At 71.5% G+C, this 13,641-nt stretch carries 17 protein-coding genes; 7 read left to right on the top strand and 10 right to left on the bottom strand.

Translation table 11 applies throughout. The features are described 5' to 3' along the window. Positions 1-82: 82 nt before the first annotated feature. Positions 83-868, top strand: a complete 786-nt coding sequence (locus tag BIU90_RS15705) for a D-alanyl-D-alanine carboxypeptidase family protein (protein WP_071301166.1) — start codon at positions 83-85, stop codon at positions 866-868. Between the two features lie 72 nt (positions 869-940). Here the strand turns inward: BIU90_RS15705 and BIU90_RS15700 are convergent, their stop codons facing one another. Continuing rightward, entirely contained in the window at positions 941-2,356 is a 1,416-nt protein-coding gene (locus tag BIU90_RS15700; RefSeq protein WP_071301165.1) for an amino acid permease, read from the bottom strand. A 149-nt stretch (positions 2,357-2,505) separates the two neighbouring features. Further along, the gene (locus BIU90_RS15695; protein ID WP_071301164.1) at positions 2,506-2,838 is read right to left on the bottom strand and encodes a hypothetical protein; all 333 of its coding nucleotides are present in this window, start codon (positions 2,836-2,838) and stop codon (positions 2,506-2,508) included. Between the two features lie 92 nt (positions 2,839-2,930). Here BIU90_RS15695 and BIU90_RS15690 point away from each other — a divergent pair, with 92 nt between their 5' ends. The 3 genes from BIU90_RS15690 (at position 2,931) to BIU90_RS15680 (ending at position 4,365) form a co-directional block, all read left to right on the top strand. Beyond that, complete coding sequence (locus tag BIU90_RS15690) at positions 2,931-3,317, top strand: hypothetical protein (protein WP_071301163.1); 387 nt, start codon at positions 2,931-2,933, stop codon at positions 3,315-3,317. A 137-nt stretch (positions 3,318-3,454) separates the two neighbouring features. Continuing rightward, the gene (locus BIU90_RS15685) at positions 3,455-3,775 is read left to right on the top strand and encodes a hypothetical protein (RefSeq protein WP_139195310.1); all 321 of its coding nucleotides are present in this window, start codon (positions 3,455-3,457) and stop codon (positions 3,773-3,775) included. A gap of 152 nt (positions 3,776-3,927) precedes the next feature. Then, a complete protein-coding gene (locus BIU90_RS15680; RefSeq protein WP_071301161.1) occupies positions 3,928-4,365 on the top strand; it encodes a hypothetical protein in 438 nt (145 codons plus the stop codon). A gap of 3 nt (positions 4,366-4,368) precedes the next feature. Here BIU90_RS15680 and BIU90_RS15675 read toward each other — a convergent pair whose 3' ends face one another. Together BIU90_RS15675 and BIU90_RS15670 are read right to left on the bottom strand one after the other, a co-directional pair. Continuing rightward, positions 4,369-4,989: a hypothetical protein gene (locus BIU90_RS15675; protein ID WP_071301160.1), complete on the bottom strand. Its 621-nt coding sequence runs from the start codon at positions 4,987-4,989 to the stop codon at positions 4,369-4,371. Positions 4,990-5,159: 170 nt separating this feature from the next. After that, positions 5,160-6,614, bottom strand: a complete 1,455-nt coding sequence (locus BIU90_RS15670; protein WP_071301159.1) for an APC family permease — start codon at positions 6,612-6,614, stop codon at positions 5,160-5,162. A gap of 132 nt (positions 6,615-6,746) precedes the next feature. On the opposite strand from BIU90_RS15670, the gene BIU90_RS15665 reads away from it, so the two are divergent. Then, a complete protein-coding gene (locus tag BIU90_RS15665) occupies positions 6,747-7,175 on the top strand; it encodes a hypothetical protein (protein WP_071301158.1) in 429 nt (142 codons plus the stop codon). 53 nt (positions 7,176-7,228) lie between these two features. Here BIU90_RS15665 and BIU90_RS15660 read toward each other — a convergent pair whose 3' ends face one another. Genes BIU90_RS15660 through BIU90_RS15650 form a run of 3 tightly spaced genes read right to left on the bottom strand, consistent with a single transcriptional unit; the run spans position 7,229 to position 9,910 of the window. Next, on the bottom strand, positions 7,229-7,861 hold the full coding sequence (locus BIU90_RS15660) for a uracil-DNA glycosylase (protein WP_071301157.1): 633 nt from the start codon (positions 7,859-7,861) through the stop codon (positions 7,229-7,231). Continuing rightward, positions 7,861-9,063, bottom strand: coding sequence for a glycosyltransferase (locus BIU90_RS15655; RefSeq protein ID WP_071301156.1), 1,203 nt, complete (start codon positions 9,061-9,063; stop codon positions 7,861-7,863). Before BIU90_RS15655 ends, BIU90_RS15660 begins: the two co-directional genes overlap by 1 nt. A 10-nt stretch (positions 9,064-9,073) precedes the next feature. Continuing rightward, entirely contained in the window at positions 9,074-9,910 is an 837-nt protein-coding gene (locus tag BIU90_RS15650; protein ID WP_071301155.1) for a DUF429 domain-containing protein, read from the bottom strand. Between the two features lie 68 nt (positions 9,911-9,978). Between BIU90_RS15650 and ligD the strand changes: the two genes are divergently transcribed. Further along, positions 9,979-11,010, top strand: a complete 1,032-nt coding sequence (ligD, locus tag BIU90_RS15645) for a non-homologous end-joining DNA ligase (RefSeq protein WP_071301154.1) — start codon at positions 9,979-9,981, stop codon at positions 11,008-11,010. 47 nt (positions 11,011-11,057) lie between these two features. Here ligD and BIU90_RS18805 read toward each other — a convergent pair whose 3' ends face one another. The 3 genes from BIU90_RS18805 to BIU90_RS15635 form a co-directional block, all read right to left on the bottom strand. After that, positions 11,058-11,198: a hypothetical protein gene (locus tag BIU90_RS18805; RefSeq protein ID WP_175470231.1), complete on the bottom strand. Its 141-nt coding sequence runs from the start codon at positions 11,196-11,198 to the stop codon at positions 11,058-11,060. Continuing rightward, positions 11,195-11,356: a hypothetical protein gene (locus tag BIU90_RS18800; RefSeq protein ID WP_175470230.1), complete on the bottom strand. Its 162-nt coding sequence runs from the start codon at positions 11,354-11,356 to the stop codon at positions 11,195-11,197. The genes BIU90_RS18805 and BIU90_RS18800 overlap by 4 nt, the downstream gene beginning before the upstream one ends. A 109-nt stretch (positions 11,357-11,465) precedes the next feature. After that, positions 11,466-12,509: an ATP-dependent DNA ligase gene (locus BIU90_RS15635; protein WP_071301152.1), complete on the bottom strand. Its 1,044-nt coding sequence runs from the start codon at positions 12,507-12,509 to the stop codon at positions 11,466-11,468. 84 nt (positions 12,510-12,593) lie between these two features. On the opposite strand from BIU90_RS15635, the gene BIU90_RS15630 reads away from it, so the two are divergent. Further along, positions 12,594-13,634 carry an MBL fold metallo-hydrolase gene (locus tag BIU90_RS15630; RefSeq protein ID WP_083404016.1) on the top strand — a complete coding sequence of 347 codons (1,041 nt, stop codon included), beginning with the start codon at positions 12,594-12,596 and terminating at the stop codon, positions 13,632-13,634. Positions 13,635-13,641 lie beyond the last annotated feature (7 nt).

Raw genomic sequence — 13,641 nt, 5'->3', positions numbered from 1 at the left:
GAGCACGATGACAGAACCGTCTGACGCGCACGAAGGGGAGGGGCCACCGGTGGCCCCGCGAGGCACGACGAGCCGGAGATCGATGCTGGTCTTCGCAGCGGCTGCGGTCGGGGCGACGACACTGATCGGGACGGGTCGGGCGACCGCGGCGTCGGCCACCGACCTGGCGCACCCGTCCTACCCCGAGTCGTCATCGGTACCGGGGCCCAGCGCCCGCGCGTTCTCGGTCCAGTCCGCATCGGCGTACCCGAACGGGCAGATTCCCGTGTCGGAGCTCGCGTACGTCGGGGAGTCGACGAACAGCCTGGGGGCGCAGTACCTGATCGCTGACGCTGCTGCGTCGTACCGAGCGCTGGCCTCGGCCTACCAGAAGGCGCTCGGGAAGCCGCTCACGCTCGCAGAGGGCTACCGGAACCTGGCTCGGCAGCAGTACCTCTGGGACGGGTGGAACGAGCGACGTCCCGGCTTCAAGTTGGCGGCGAAGCCCGGCACCTCGATCCACGGCCTGGGCCGCGCAGTGGACTTCAGTGGCGGCATCGACAGTTACGGCACGACCGCGAAGAACTGGATGAACAAGAACGGTCCGACCTACGGCTGGATCCCGAAGGGCGACGGGTTCTCGCCACTGGAACCGTGGCACTTCGAGTACGACGGGTCCTGGACAGACACAACGAACGCAGGAGAAGACGACTTGTACAAGATCATCAAGGCAGCAGAGACCGACAACGTGTTCATCGTCGGCCCGGCCGGACGAGCGACCATCTCGACCCCGAGCCACGTGAGCCTGCTGCAGCGGATGCAGAAGGGCGACACGCTCCTCACCGTCGAGGTGGACATCTGCATCAGCTACATCCGCAAGGTGTACTGAGCCGTCGGCTGCGCACACGAAGCCCTCGTCCTGATCGGACGAGGGCTTCGTCTTCGCTGCGAGCGGTCGTGGTCAGCGCTGCTGCTCGACGGCCAGCTTGCTGTGCTTCCGGCTGTAGCCGAAGTACACGCCGAGGCCGATCGCGAACCACACCGCGAAGCGCACCCAGGTCTCCCACTGCAGGAACGTGACGAGCCACAGCGACGCGATCACGCCGATGGCGGGCACGATCGGCATGAACGGGAGCGTGAACTGCCGCGGCAGGTCGGGCTGGGTGTAGCGGAGGACGATCACCGCGGTGCACACCACGACGAAGGCCAGCAGGATGCCGATGTTCGTCAGCTCGGCGACGACGCCGATGGGCAGCACACCCGCCAACACCGCCGATGCGATGCCGAGGATCCACGTCACCCGGGTCGGGACGTGGCGCTTCGGGTCGGTCTTGGAGAACCACTTCGGCATCAGGCCGTCGCGGCTCATCGAGAACCACACCCGCGAGGCGCCGAGCATGAACGTCACGAGCACCGTCACGATGCCGACGATGGCGCCGATGGCGATGACGTTCGCCACGCCGCCGAGCCCGACCGACGCGAAGGCGGACGAGAATCCGGACGCCGGGTCGATGTCCTTGTAGTCCTGCATCCCGGTCAGGACGATGGTCGCCAGCACGTACAGCACCATCGAGATCGCCAGCGAGAGCAGGATCGCCTTCGGCATGTGCTTGCGGGCGTCCTTCGACTCCTCGGCCGCGGTCGACATCGCGTCGTACCCGAACACCGCGAAGAACACCGTGGCGGCGCCGGTCATCACGCCGCCGAAGCCGAACGGGAAGTACGGGTCGTAGTTGGCGCTGTTGATGTGGAACACGCCGAGCACCACGATGAGCACGACCAGCGCGACCTTGATGCCGACGGCGACGAACTCGAACCGGGCGGCGCTGCGGATGCCCCGTGTCAGGACGAAGGCGGTCAGCAGGCAGAGCAGGATGGCGAACACGTCGATGACGTGCCCGTCGCCGGTGCCCGGAGCGCCGAGCATCCAGGCGGGCAGGTCGATGCCGAACTGCCCGACCAGGAATCCGACGTAGCCCGAGATCCCGATCGCGACCACCGCCACGATCGCGGTGTACTCGAGCAGCAGGTCCCAGCCGATGAACCACCCGACGATCTCGCCGAGCACGGCGTAGCCGTACGTGTACGCGCTGCCCGCCTTGGGGATCAGGCCGGCGAACTCGGCGTACGACAGGGCTGCGGCGGCGCTCGCGACGCCGGCGACCAGGAACGAGATGAGCACGGCGGGCCCGGCGACCCCGTGCGCGACGGTGCCGGCCAGGGTGAAGATGCCGGCGCCGATGATGCCGCCGATGCCGATCGCGGTGAGCTGCCACAGCCCGAGGTGCCGTTTCAGGCCGCTGTCGCCCCCGGTGTCGTCGTCGATCTCGTCGATCGGCTTCCGGCGGAACAGGGTGGGTCGCGGCGTCGTTGTCACGCGCCCACTCTGCACCTCGTGCGCGCGGTGCGCGCGGTCACGCGCCCACCTGTGGAGAGCGGCCGGGCCTGTGGAGCGAGCTGGGCCCGTGGACGGCGGTCGGGACGGACGGCAGGCGCGGTGCCGCCCCGCCACGCGCCTCCTGGCCGTCAGGGGGTCGCGTAGGGCGACCAGAAGGGCGGTGGGACGGCGCCGTGGCTCAGCACGAACACCGTCTGGTAGCCGGTCGCGACGAACGCGATGCCCACGATGACGATGGCGGTCCACGCCCAGAACCGCGGGGCGCGGCGGGATCCGGCGATGGCGAGGGCGCGCCACCCGCTCAGCAGCCCGACCACGCCGAACACGCCACCGAGGGCCGCGTGCCGCGCCAGCTGCTCGGCGGGGATCACCAGGCCGAGGTAGAGGGCGATGCACCCGAGCAGGACGGCGACGAACGCCGGGGCCGCAGGGGGTTCGTGGTCACGGGAACGGGCGGCCATGTCCTCGAACCTACCGACCGGAGGGGCTGTCCGGCAGGCGCCGGTTCTGGGGGCGCCGTGCGCGTGCCGTGCGGGCCGGGCATGCTGGACGCATGCGTTCGTTCCTCCGTGTCCTGCTCGGACTCGCCCTGGTCTTCGCCGGGACGAGTCACCTCACCTTCGCGCGGCAGGACTTCCGGGCGCAGGTGCCGGACTTCGTGCCGCTCGACACCGACACCACGGTCCTTGCTTCGGGCGTCGCGGAGATCGGTCTCGGATCCGCGCTGCTGGTGACCCCGCGGCGCCACCGACGCCTGGTCGGCACCCTGGCCGCGTGGTTCTTCGTCGCGGTGTTCCCGGGCAACATCTCCCAGTGGCTGAACCGCCGCGACGCGTTCGGACTCGACTCCGACACCAAGCGCATCGGTCGCCTGTTCGGGCAGCCGCTGCTGATCGCGGCGTCGCTCTGGTCCACGCGCGACGGGTCGCGTCGGAGCTGACGATGGCTGCGCGGGTGGCGCCACACGAGCGGCGGGAGGACCGGCGCGGGGCTGTTCCGCACCCGTCGGGCCCGGTGGACGCCGTGGGAGCGTCCCGTCCGCGACGGCCCGTGCTGGGCGCGCGTCGCGTCGCCGACATGACGGCCACCATCGTGCTGCTGGCGATCGACGCGGTGGTCGCGGTGGTCGCGGGGTGGGGGATCGTGTTCCTCTCGCTCGGGTTCCAGTCCTGCTCGGTCCCCGGGAACCGGTGTGACGAGACGCTCGGTGGTGCCGTGGTCTACGCCGGTCCGGTGCTCGTCGCGCTGGCCCTGGTGCTCGCTGTCGTGTTCTCGGTGCTGCGGCTGGTGCGACGTCGTCTGGCGTGGCCGATCGCGGTGACGGGGCTGGTCGCCCTCGTGGTGGTCTTCTCCGGTGCGCTGGTGCTGGTGGACAGCGCGATCACGCGCGGCGTTTGACAGGGCGGCCCGGGCGTCGGGCGCGGGGTCGGCGGGGTCTTCGGTCTTCGGGGTCGCCGGGTATTCCTCCACAGGTGGGCGTCTGGGCGGCGCTGTCCACAGCGGGGCGTGCTGGGCGTCGTTGTGGGTGGCTGTGACGCGAACATCGGGGCATGCCAGACACCGACGTGCTCGACCGACTCGAGCGAACCGCAGTCCGTACCGACGACGACGTGGTCGACCTCGTCGTCGCGCTCCTCGAGCGCCCCGTCCGACGCCAGTGCTGGGTGCTCTTCCTGGCGCCCCGCGGCATCCCGATCCAGCTCGTCGTGCCGATCGCCGACCTGCCGTACCAGCCCGACGAACACGTCGACGACTTCGGAGCGCTCGTGGCCGACCTCGTCGAACAGGTCGACGCCGCCGACGTGGTGATCGCGTGGGAGCGGCCGGGGACGCGTGGCCTCAGCCCGGTCGACTGGGAGTGGGTGGACGCGATGGCCTGCGTCCTCGACGAGCACCACGTCAGGCTGCGGGGTCAGGTCGTCGTGCACGACGCCGGGGCCGCGATGGTCGAGTTCGACGAGGACGAGGTGACGGAGGCCGCGGCGTGAGCCTCAGCCCTGGGGCGCGGTGTCCGGCACGGCCTGGCCGGTCAGCCCCTCGACCACGGCCTTCGCAGCGGGCCATGACCTGGCGTAGTGGTCCGGGTCCGCGTTCACCTGGACCGCGTGCGCCATCTGTGTCGGCGTCATGGTCTTCCACCCGGGGACCTTGACGAGCTTCGCGTAGAACATCGACGCCGCTGTGTACGGGTCCATCCGCTGCTCGTAGGTGCCCCAGGCGCCGTTGTCCCGCTGCTGGAAGAGCCCACGGCTGTCCGGTCCGACCGCATCACCGTGGTCCAGGTTCTGCAACCCGGACTCCCCGATGGCGGTCATCACCCCGACGGCCTGGGTGTGCGGCCCGATGCCGAGCGCCCGCGCGGCGCGGATGACCTGCGCCGCGTTGACCAGCCGGTCCTGGCAGTAGCCGGCGATCGGGCCCTCGGGGACGACGATCCCGTCGATCGTCTGCGACGCGGCGGCCGGACACGTGACGGCCTGCGGTGAGGACGTGCTCGCGGTCAGGCCGGACAGGGAGTTCACCGCGATGACGACCAGCACCACGACGCCGATGCCCACGGCCACGACGCCCGCGCCGAACACCGACGCCAGGGTGATGCCGACGCGTCGCATGCTCGGGTCCTTCCGTCCAGGGGCCCGGACGGGAGCCGTCCGGGTGCCAGGACGAGGGTACGAGGGCGGCCTGGGAAGGGCCACCCTCGCCACGCCCCCGGTTCAGGTGCCCAGCGGAGCCCGCAGTCTCGGCGCGCACCGGGAGCCGACGGTCCGGGCCCGGGCGCCGGTCAGCTGCGGTGGTCGTCGCGGTCCTGGTGCACGACCTGCGTCGGCTCCGTGACCACCCCGGTCGGTGCCTTCTCGGTCTGCTTGCGGCCGTGCGTGAACCACGTCACGATCCAGAGCACGATGCCCAGGGCCAACAGCCCGCCGGCGATCTGGTACTGCTCGATCGCCCGACCGGACGAGAACGGCAGCACGAGCCACAGGCAGGTCACGACCCCGATCACGGGGATGACCACGCCGGCGCGGAAGTGGCGGTGACTCACCCGGTCGCGCCGCAGCACGAGCACGGCCAGGTTCACGACGGCGAACACCGACAGCAGCAGCAACGACGTCGTGCCACCGAGGACGACCACGATGGGGGAGTCGGGGCTGAGCGACACCCAGCCGATCAGCGCCAGGGAGATCATCGTGGTGAAGACGATCGCGGTGGACGGGGTGCGACGCGTGTGCGACACCTTCGACAGGAACCCGGGCAGCACGCCCTGCTTGCTCATGCCGTACAGCAGCCGCGACGCCATCATCATGTTGATCAGCGCCGTGTTGGCGACCGCGAACATCGAGATGAACGGCAGCAGGTTGCCGATCGGGAAGTCCGGGGCTGCCGTCTGGACCACGGTGACCAGCGGCGTCTCGTTGCCGGCGAGCTCACCGATCGGCACGACGGCCACGGCGCAGATCGACACGAGCACGTAGATGACCGCCGTGATCCCGAGGCCGGTCAACATCACCTTCGGGAAGATCCGCGAGGGGTCCTTGGTCTCCTCGGCCATGTTCACCGAGTCCTCGAAGCCGACCATCGCGAAGAACGCCAGTGACGTCGCCGTCGAGATCGACAGCAGCAGGCCCTTCTCCTCGGGCGTCTCGAACATCACGACGCGCGAGAAGTCCGCGTTGCCGCCAGCGATCGCCCAGAAGCCGATCAGGATCACCATGACCAGACCGCTGAGCTCGACGAGCGTGAGCACCACGTTGGTCTTCACGCTCTCGCTGACGCCACGGAAGTTGACCGCCATCACCGCGAGCATGAAGCCCATCGCGATGAGCATCACGACGCCGTTCGGCAGTTCGAGCCCGAAGCCGACGCCCAGGTTGGCGGCGAACGCCCGCGATGCCGTCGACGCCGAGGTGATGCCGGAGCACATCACGATGAAGGTGACGATGAACGTGACGAAGTGGATGCCGAACGCCTTGTGCACGTACAGTGCCGCGCCGGCCGTCTGCGGGTACTTCGTCACGAGCTCCAGGTACGAGAACGCCGTCAGCAGGGCGACGGCGAACGCGATGAGGAAGGGGAGCCATGCCGCCCCTCCGACCTCGGCCGCGACCTGTCCGGTCAGGGCGTAGACGCCCGTGCCCAGGATGTCGCCGACGATGAACAGCAGCAGGAGCTTGGGGCCGATGACGCGGCGCAGCGTGGGCTGTTCCGCCTTCGGACGCTCGGTGTTCGTGGTGGCCATGCACCACACTGTTCCCCCTACAGCCGTGCCTGTCCAGTCTCACAGAGTTCTCCCCGCCCGCTGCAACACGGCTGTGACCTCCCTGGCGACCTGATCGGACAGGCACCGGGCGCGGTGGCTACGATCCGCTGCATGGACGACGAGTCGAACACCACCGAGGAACCGATCGAGTTCGCCGACTTCAACGCGAAGCTGCTCGTGCTCGACGTGCTCTGCTACGACCTGGACGTGCTCGACCCGTACGACGGCGAGGCCGCTGACGAGTCGGACGAGGACATCGACGTCGAGGGCCAGGACGACCGCGCCCGCGAGTACTACGACGACCTCGACCTGCTGCCTTCGCACCTGTCGCTCGTCACCGAGGTCACCGTGGACTCCGACCTCGAGGTGCTGCAGGACGTGCACCCGGGCTGGGAGGGCACCGACGACCGGTTCGACCCGCAGAACTGGGACGACATCGTCGAGCTGCCGGCGCTCCGGACGGTCTACGTCGCCACGCGGCTGCCGGCGCACGTCGCCGAGGCGCTCGCCGCGAAGGGCGTCGACATCCAGTCGGCCTGACCGGGCGCGCGACGGCAGCGCGTCCGCGCGACGGAGAGCGCGTCCGCCCGCCGTCAGCCCGACAGCTCGGCCAGCTGCGCCGTGAACTGCGTCGCGCCGCCCTGCGCCGGGTGCCGCACCGCGACCGCCTCGATCCCGGCCGACGCCAGCGCCCCCTGTGCCTTCCGTCCGACGGCCACCACGCGGCGAGCACCGATCGCCTCGAGCAGCGCCAGCGTCACGGGCGCCCCAGCACGGACCTCCGCCGGTCGGGGCGTGCGGTTCGTCAGCCGGTCCGTCCCGACGAACGGGTGGTGCGGGAAGATCGCCCAGGCCACGGGCAGCGGACCACGCCACCCCTGCAGTGCGGCGTGCACGACGCGCGAGGATGCCTCCCACGGTGCGGTCGGCGCGGACGGCTCCAGGAACGCGGGACCCGAAGACGCCCCGACCCCAGTCCACGCGCCCTGCCCGAGCTCCCGCATGCTCGTGAAGGGGATCCCGGTGTTGGTCATGCCGCGCCACCCGGGCGCCTCGGCGACCAGCAGCGTGTCCGCCGTCGGCCCGACCGCGTCGAGGTACCGCTGCAGGTTCGTCCGCCGCAGCTGCCCGTCCGGGGAGCCGTCGTAGAGCGCCTCGGCATCGGGCTGCACCGGCACCGCGTCGAGCGCTGCCCAGAAGGGACCGAGGTCGAGCGTCCGGGGCATCAGCCGCGCCCGAGCACCCGGAGGTAGACCCGCTCGAGGCCCGCTGCCGACCGCTCCCAGCTGAGGCGTTCGGCGTGTTCCCGTCCAGCGGCGGACAGGTCGGCGGCGTACGTCGGCTCGGTCAGGATCCGCTCGATCTCGGCCGCCCAGTCCTCGGGCGCGCGCGACTCCAGCACGACACCGGTCTCCCCGTCGAGCACGGCCTCGCGCAGCCCGCCCGCAGCGGCCGCGACGACGGGCACCCCGGACGCGGAGCCCTCGAGCGCCACGAGCCCGTACGTCTCGGAGTGCGACGGCACGAGCACGGCGGAGGACCCGCGGAACAGCAGGGCCAGGTCGGCGCGGGTCTGCGGTCCGATGAACGTGACCCGTTCGGCGACCCCGAGCGACTCGGCGAGTCGTCGCAGCTCGGCCAGGTGGTCGCCGGCCTCGCTCGAGGCGTCCCCGGCGATGACGAGCGTGGGGCGGGCCGCGGGGGAGATGCCGGCGATGGCAGCGATCGCCAGGTCGAGTCCCTTGAGCGGCTGCACGCGCGCGGCGGCCACGACGTACGGCGTCTCGGCCCGGCGAGCACCGGCGGGTGCGGGGCGGAACACGGAGCCGTCGACCCCGGGCGGGACGATCCACACGCGCGCCGGGTCACCGCCCAGGCGCTCACGGACGGTGTCCGCCTCGGCCTCGCTGACGACCACGACGGCGTCGGAGTCGCGTGCCAAGGTCGCCTCGCCCGCCATCCGTCCCGCGGACTCCGGCCGCTCGCCCTCGGACAGCGGCGTGGCCGAGTCGGCAGCGATGGAGTGGAACGACTGCACGTGCGGGATGCCGCGCTGCCGGGCGACGGGCAGCGCGGCGGCGCCGGAGAACCAGTGGTGGGCGTGCAGCACGTCGAAGGGGCCGAGCGCCGCGAGCTCGTGGCGGAACGGCTCGATGAACGCGTCGTGCTCGCCCTTCGGCACCGGTGCTGCGGGTCCGGCGGACAGGAACCGCAGGCAGACGCCGGGCACGAGCGACACGGAGTCCGGCTGGTTCGGTGACGAGCGCCGGGTGATGATCTCGACGTGGTGGCCGCGATCGGCCAGGGCCTCGGCCTGGTGGCGGACGACGACGTTCATGCCGCCGACCTCGCCGGAGCCCGGCTCGTCACCAGGGGAGGTGTGCAACGAGACCAGGCCGATGCGCAGGGGTTCGGTCGTCGAGGTCACACGCTCAACCCTAGCCGCGGGGCCGCCGCTGCGACGGGCGCGCCGGGGCGATCACGACGGGCTGTCGGGCCGCCTCGTCCACGGGGTCGCACGGGAGGCCCGGGTCACCTCCCAGCACCTGCACGCGCTGGTCGCCGTGCCGCTCCCAGAACGCGGCGGTCCAGGCACACAGCACACCGTCGAGCAGGTCCTCCCGGTGCTTGTGCGTCGGACCGTGCAGCACGGACGGGTCCGCCAGGGACGCCGTCAACGGATGGGAGTCGAGCACGACGGGCGGGTCGAGCGGCGTCGTCCGGAGCCGCCGGACCAGCTCGTCGAACGCGACTGCTCGGCGTCGGCGTGCCTCGGGAGCGGGCAGTGCCGTGTCGAGCCGCTTGTAGCGGGGTCGTTCCTCGTCGTACCCGAGTTCCTCGACCCCGACGAGCGTCGTGTACGGGTAGCACTCGAACGCCGCCGGTCCGGTCCGCTCCCGCATCGCCGTGGTGTCGCTGACGTACCCGATGCCGAGCGCCGTCAACCGGTGGAGCAGCTGTGTCCCAGCGCTCGCCGCAGAGGCCTGGTTCGTCGGGTTCGCCGCGACCTTCCACCGGCCGTAGCGCTGTCCGACCTGCCGTTCGGCCTCGCGGATGCCGGTCGGGTTCGTCACGACGAGCGACGCGTCGACGGCGATCAGCGTGCGCGGGCCCAGGTGGTCGGCGATCCACGCGGTGACGTCGTCCACACCGCGGGCCCAGCCGGCGTCGAGCACCCGGCCGGCCTCGTCGAGCGCAGCCAGCCCGGTCTCGTTCGGCGCCCGTCGCTCGGTGCCGAGCCCCCACGCCAGGTCCACTCCGAGGTACGCGCTCACGTCCCCATCCTGCCCGGGAGCACCCTGCCGGAAGCAGGACCCATCCTGCCCGGAGTAGGTTCCGCTGCATGGCGAGCGAAGCGACCACGCTGACGGTCCCGGGTCCGGATGGCGACCGCGAGGTCCGGATCAGCAGCCCGTCCCGCGTGCTGTGGCCCGAGGCCGGCATCACCAAGCTCGAGCTGGCGCAGTACCTGGTGGACGTCGGGGCGGCCTTCGTCCGGGCGAACGGCGACCGACCCGTCTCGCTCGAACGGTTCCCCGGCGGCGTCGACGGCGAGCAGTTCTTCTCGAAGAACCCGCCGAAGGGCGCACCCGAGTACGTCCGCTCGGTCACGGTCACCTACCCGAGCGGCCGGAAGCACCCGCAGCTCGTGCTCGACGAGCCGGCGGTGGCGGTGTGGGCAGCGCAGATGAACACCGTCGTGTTCCACCCGTGGGCCTCCCGCGCCGGGGACAGCGACCACCCGGACCAGCTCCGCATCGACCTGGACCCGCAGCCGGGCACCGACTTCCACGACGCCGTCCCGGCGGCCGAGGAGCTCCGCACGGTCCTCGACGAGGTCGGGCTGACGGCGTGGATCAAGACGAGCGGCAACCGCGGCCTGCACGTGTTCGCACCGATCCGCCCGGAGCACGAGTTCCTGGACGTCCGGCACGCGGTGATCGCCGCCGCGCGGGAGCTGGAGCGCCGGATGCCCGACCGGGTCACGACCGCGTGGTGGAAGGAGGAGCGCGGCCAGCGCGTCTTCGTGGACTTCAACCAGGCCAACCGCGACCGGACCATGGCCGGCGCGTACAGTCCCCGTGCCCTGGCACACGCCCCGGTCTCGGCGCCGCTGGCGTGGGAGGAACTGCGCGACGCTGACCCGCGGTCGTTCACGGTGCGGTCGATGCCCGAGCGGCTCCGGACGACCGGCGACCCGTGGGAGCAGATGGGGTCCGAACCGGGGTCGATCGCCCCGTTGTTGGCGTGGTGGGAGCGGGACCTGGGCGACGGGCTGGGCGAGCTGCCCTTCCCACCGGACTTCCCGAAGATGCCCGGCGAGCCACCGCGCGTGCAGCCCTCACGCGCGAAGAAGGCCCCAGCCGAGGGCTGAGGCCAGATCGCACCGCGAGTGGAGAACGCCAGGAAGGTCGGGTGACGCTAGAGCGTCGGGCGGTCCGGCCGACGGTCGGAGTCGTCGACGCGCTTGGTGTGCATCGGCAGGTCGATGGTGGCGGTGTGCAGCCGGGTCAGCCTGGACCAGGTGCTGCGGTTGCGGTCGGTGATGCCGTCGACGATCACGCGCCGAGTCCGATCGTGACGAGGGCGAGCGCCGTGGCGGTCACGCCGACGATGCCACTGATCACGGCACTGATCTGCAGTGCCCGCTGGTGTCGCGTCTCGCGCACCTCGGTGAACGGGTGCCGCTGCGAGTGTCGAACGAGAGTTGCGTTGCTCATGTCGATCCGCTCCGATCCGTCGACATCCACCGCGGATGTCGATGTCTCGATCCTTTCACGAACTCACTAGTTTGCCTAACTAGATTCGAGAACCGGACACGGGACGGGGTCAGGACAGCACTTTCCGGAGGTCGTACGCGCTCGGAACCTCGAGCTGGTCGAACCCGCACGACGCTGCGTCCCGGTCCGGGCGCCAGCGCTCGAACTGCACGGTGTGCCGGAAGCGGTCGCCCTCCATCTGGTCGTACCGCACCTCGAGCACCACGGACGGTTCGAGCCGGACGAACGACGTGTCGCGACCGGACGAGAACCGTGACTTCTCCCCGTCACCGGTGACGGGCCTCCCGTCCGCGTCGCGGACCACGACGGGGTCGAGCTCGTCGACCAGCGCGAGCCGACGCTTGTCGGAGAAGGCGGACACGCCGCCCACCTGGCGGAGTGCCCCGTCGTCGTCGTACAGCCCGACCAGCAGCGAGCCGACCCCGGAGCCGCTCTTGTGGACGCGGTACCCGATGGCGACGACGTCCGCGGTGCGGTGGTGCTTCACCTTGAGCATCGTGCGCTTGCCCGGCTCGTACGGGCGCGTCCGCGGCTTGGCGACGACGCCGTCGAGTCCTGCGCCCTCGAAGGTGCGCAGCCACTCGCGCGCCAGGTCCACGTCGAGCGTGGTGCGCGTCACGAACAGTGGGTCGACGAACGCGGTCGCCATCGCCTCGAGCCGGGCACGGCGCTCGTCGAACGGCTGGTCCACGAGCGAGGTGCCGTCGGCGGACAGCAGGTCGAACGCGACGAACTGCGCGGGCGTCTCGGCGCTGAGCTTGGCGATGCGTGACGCTGCCGGGTGGATCCGCTGCGACAGGGCCTCCCAGTCGAGCCGCTCGTTCCCGCTCGGCCCCGAACGCAGCACGACCTCACCGTCGAGCACGACCGGGTGCTCCCGGCCGCCGAACTGCGTCCGGAACGCCTCGACCAGTTCGGGGAAGTAGCGCGTCAGGGGCTTCGCGCCGCGGCTGCCGATCTCGACGTCGTCACCGTCCACCGTCACGATCCCGCGGAAGCCGTCCCACTTCGGTTCGTAGCGCAGGCCGCCGGACACACTGTCCGGGGCGGGGACGTCGGCGACGGCCTTGGCGAGCATCGGTGCGATCTCCATGGGTCCTGTCTACGCGGTCGCGTCGGCGCAGCCTGGAGGCCCGGGTCGCGTCGGTCCCGCGGCGCGCGTGGCTAGGGTGGCCGGGTGACGACCGCCGTGCCCCCGTCCGTGTTCCCGGCTCCGGTCAGCCCCGTGCAGGCCCGCGCGCTCGCCGCGGGGGAGTTGCCGCCGGTGGAGCAGGTCCGACCCGGGACCTGGACCCTCGCGGTGCCGTTCCGGTCCGGCGTGGTCGACGCCACGCTGGTGTACGTCCTCGAGGGGACCGACGGGGTGCTGACCGTCATCGACCCCGGATGGAGCGAGGACGGCTCCCTCGACGTGCTGTCGACCGGGCTCGCCGCGATGGGACGGTCGGTCGCCGACGTCGGGCACGTCGTCGTCACGCACCTGCACGCCGACCACCTCGGCGCGGCCTCTGCGCTCCGTCGGGCCTCGGGCGCGCAGGTCGCGATGCACGGGCTCGAGGTCCGCGCCCTCCGGGACGAAGCGGCCGACGCCGAGCACCGTGACGCCGACGTCGCCACGTGGGGGCTCCCCGACGCCCTCGTGCCCGGGGTCCGCGCGGCCTGGGGGACGGGACGACGCATCGGGCTCGGCGCGACCGAGGAACCGTTCGCGGACGTCCTGCTCGGCGACGGCGACGTGCTGCCGGTCGCCGGCCGGTCGGTGCGGGCGCTGTGGACGCCCGGGCACACCGCCGGGCACCTGTGCTTCGTCGACCAGGACGCCGGGCTGCTGTTCACGGGCGACCACGTGCTGCCGCGCATCAACCCCGGGATCGGGCTCGGGGGCCAGACGGCGTCCAACCCGTTGGCCGACTACCTGGACTCCCTGGATCGGCTCGACCCGTACGCCGGGCTCGAGGTCTGCCCCGGGCACGAGTACCGCTTCGGCGACGTCGTGCCGCGGGCCCGGGCGTTGGCGCAGCACCGTGCAGAACGGACCCGACACGTCGCGGCCGCGCTGGACGCCTTCGACGCGCCGACCCTGTTCGAGGTCGCGTCCCGCGTGCCGTTCAGCGGTGGCATCGGGTCGATGACCGGGTTCCTGCTGGCGAGTGCCCTGACGCAGACCGCCTTCCACGTCGACCTGCTCGGGCGCTCGGACGAGGTCCGGCGGGCGTAGTCGTCTC

It is taken from the genome of Curtobacterium sp. MCBA15_001, assembly GCF_001864835.1.
GTDB lineage: Bacteria > Actinomycetota > Actinomycetes > Actinomycetales > Microbacteriaceae > Curtobacterium.
This window is presented reverse-complemented; position numbering and strand designations above follow the sequence as displayed.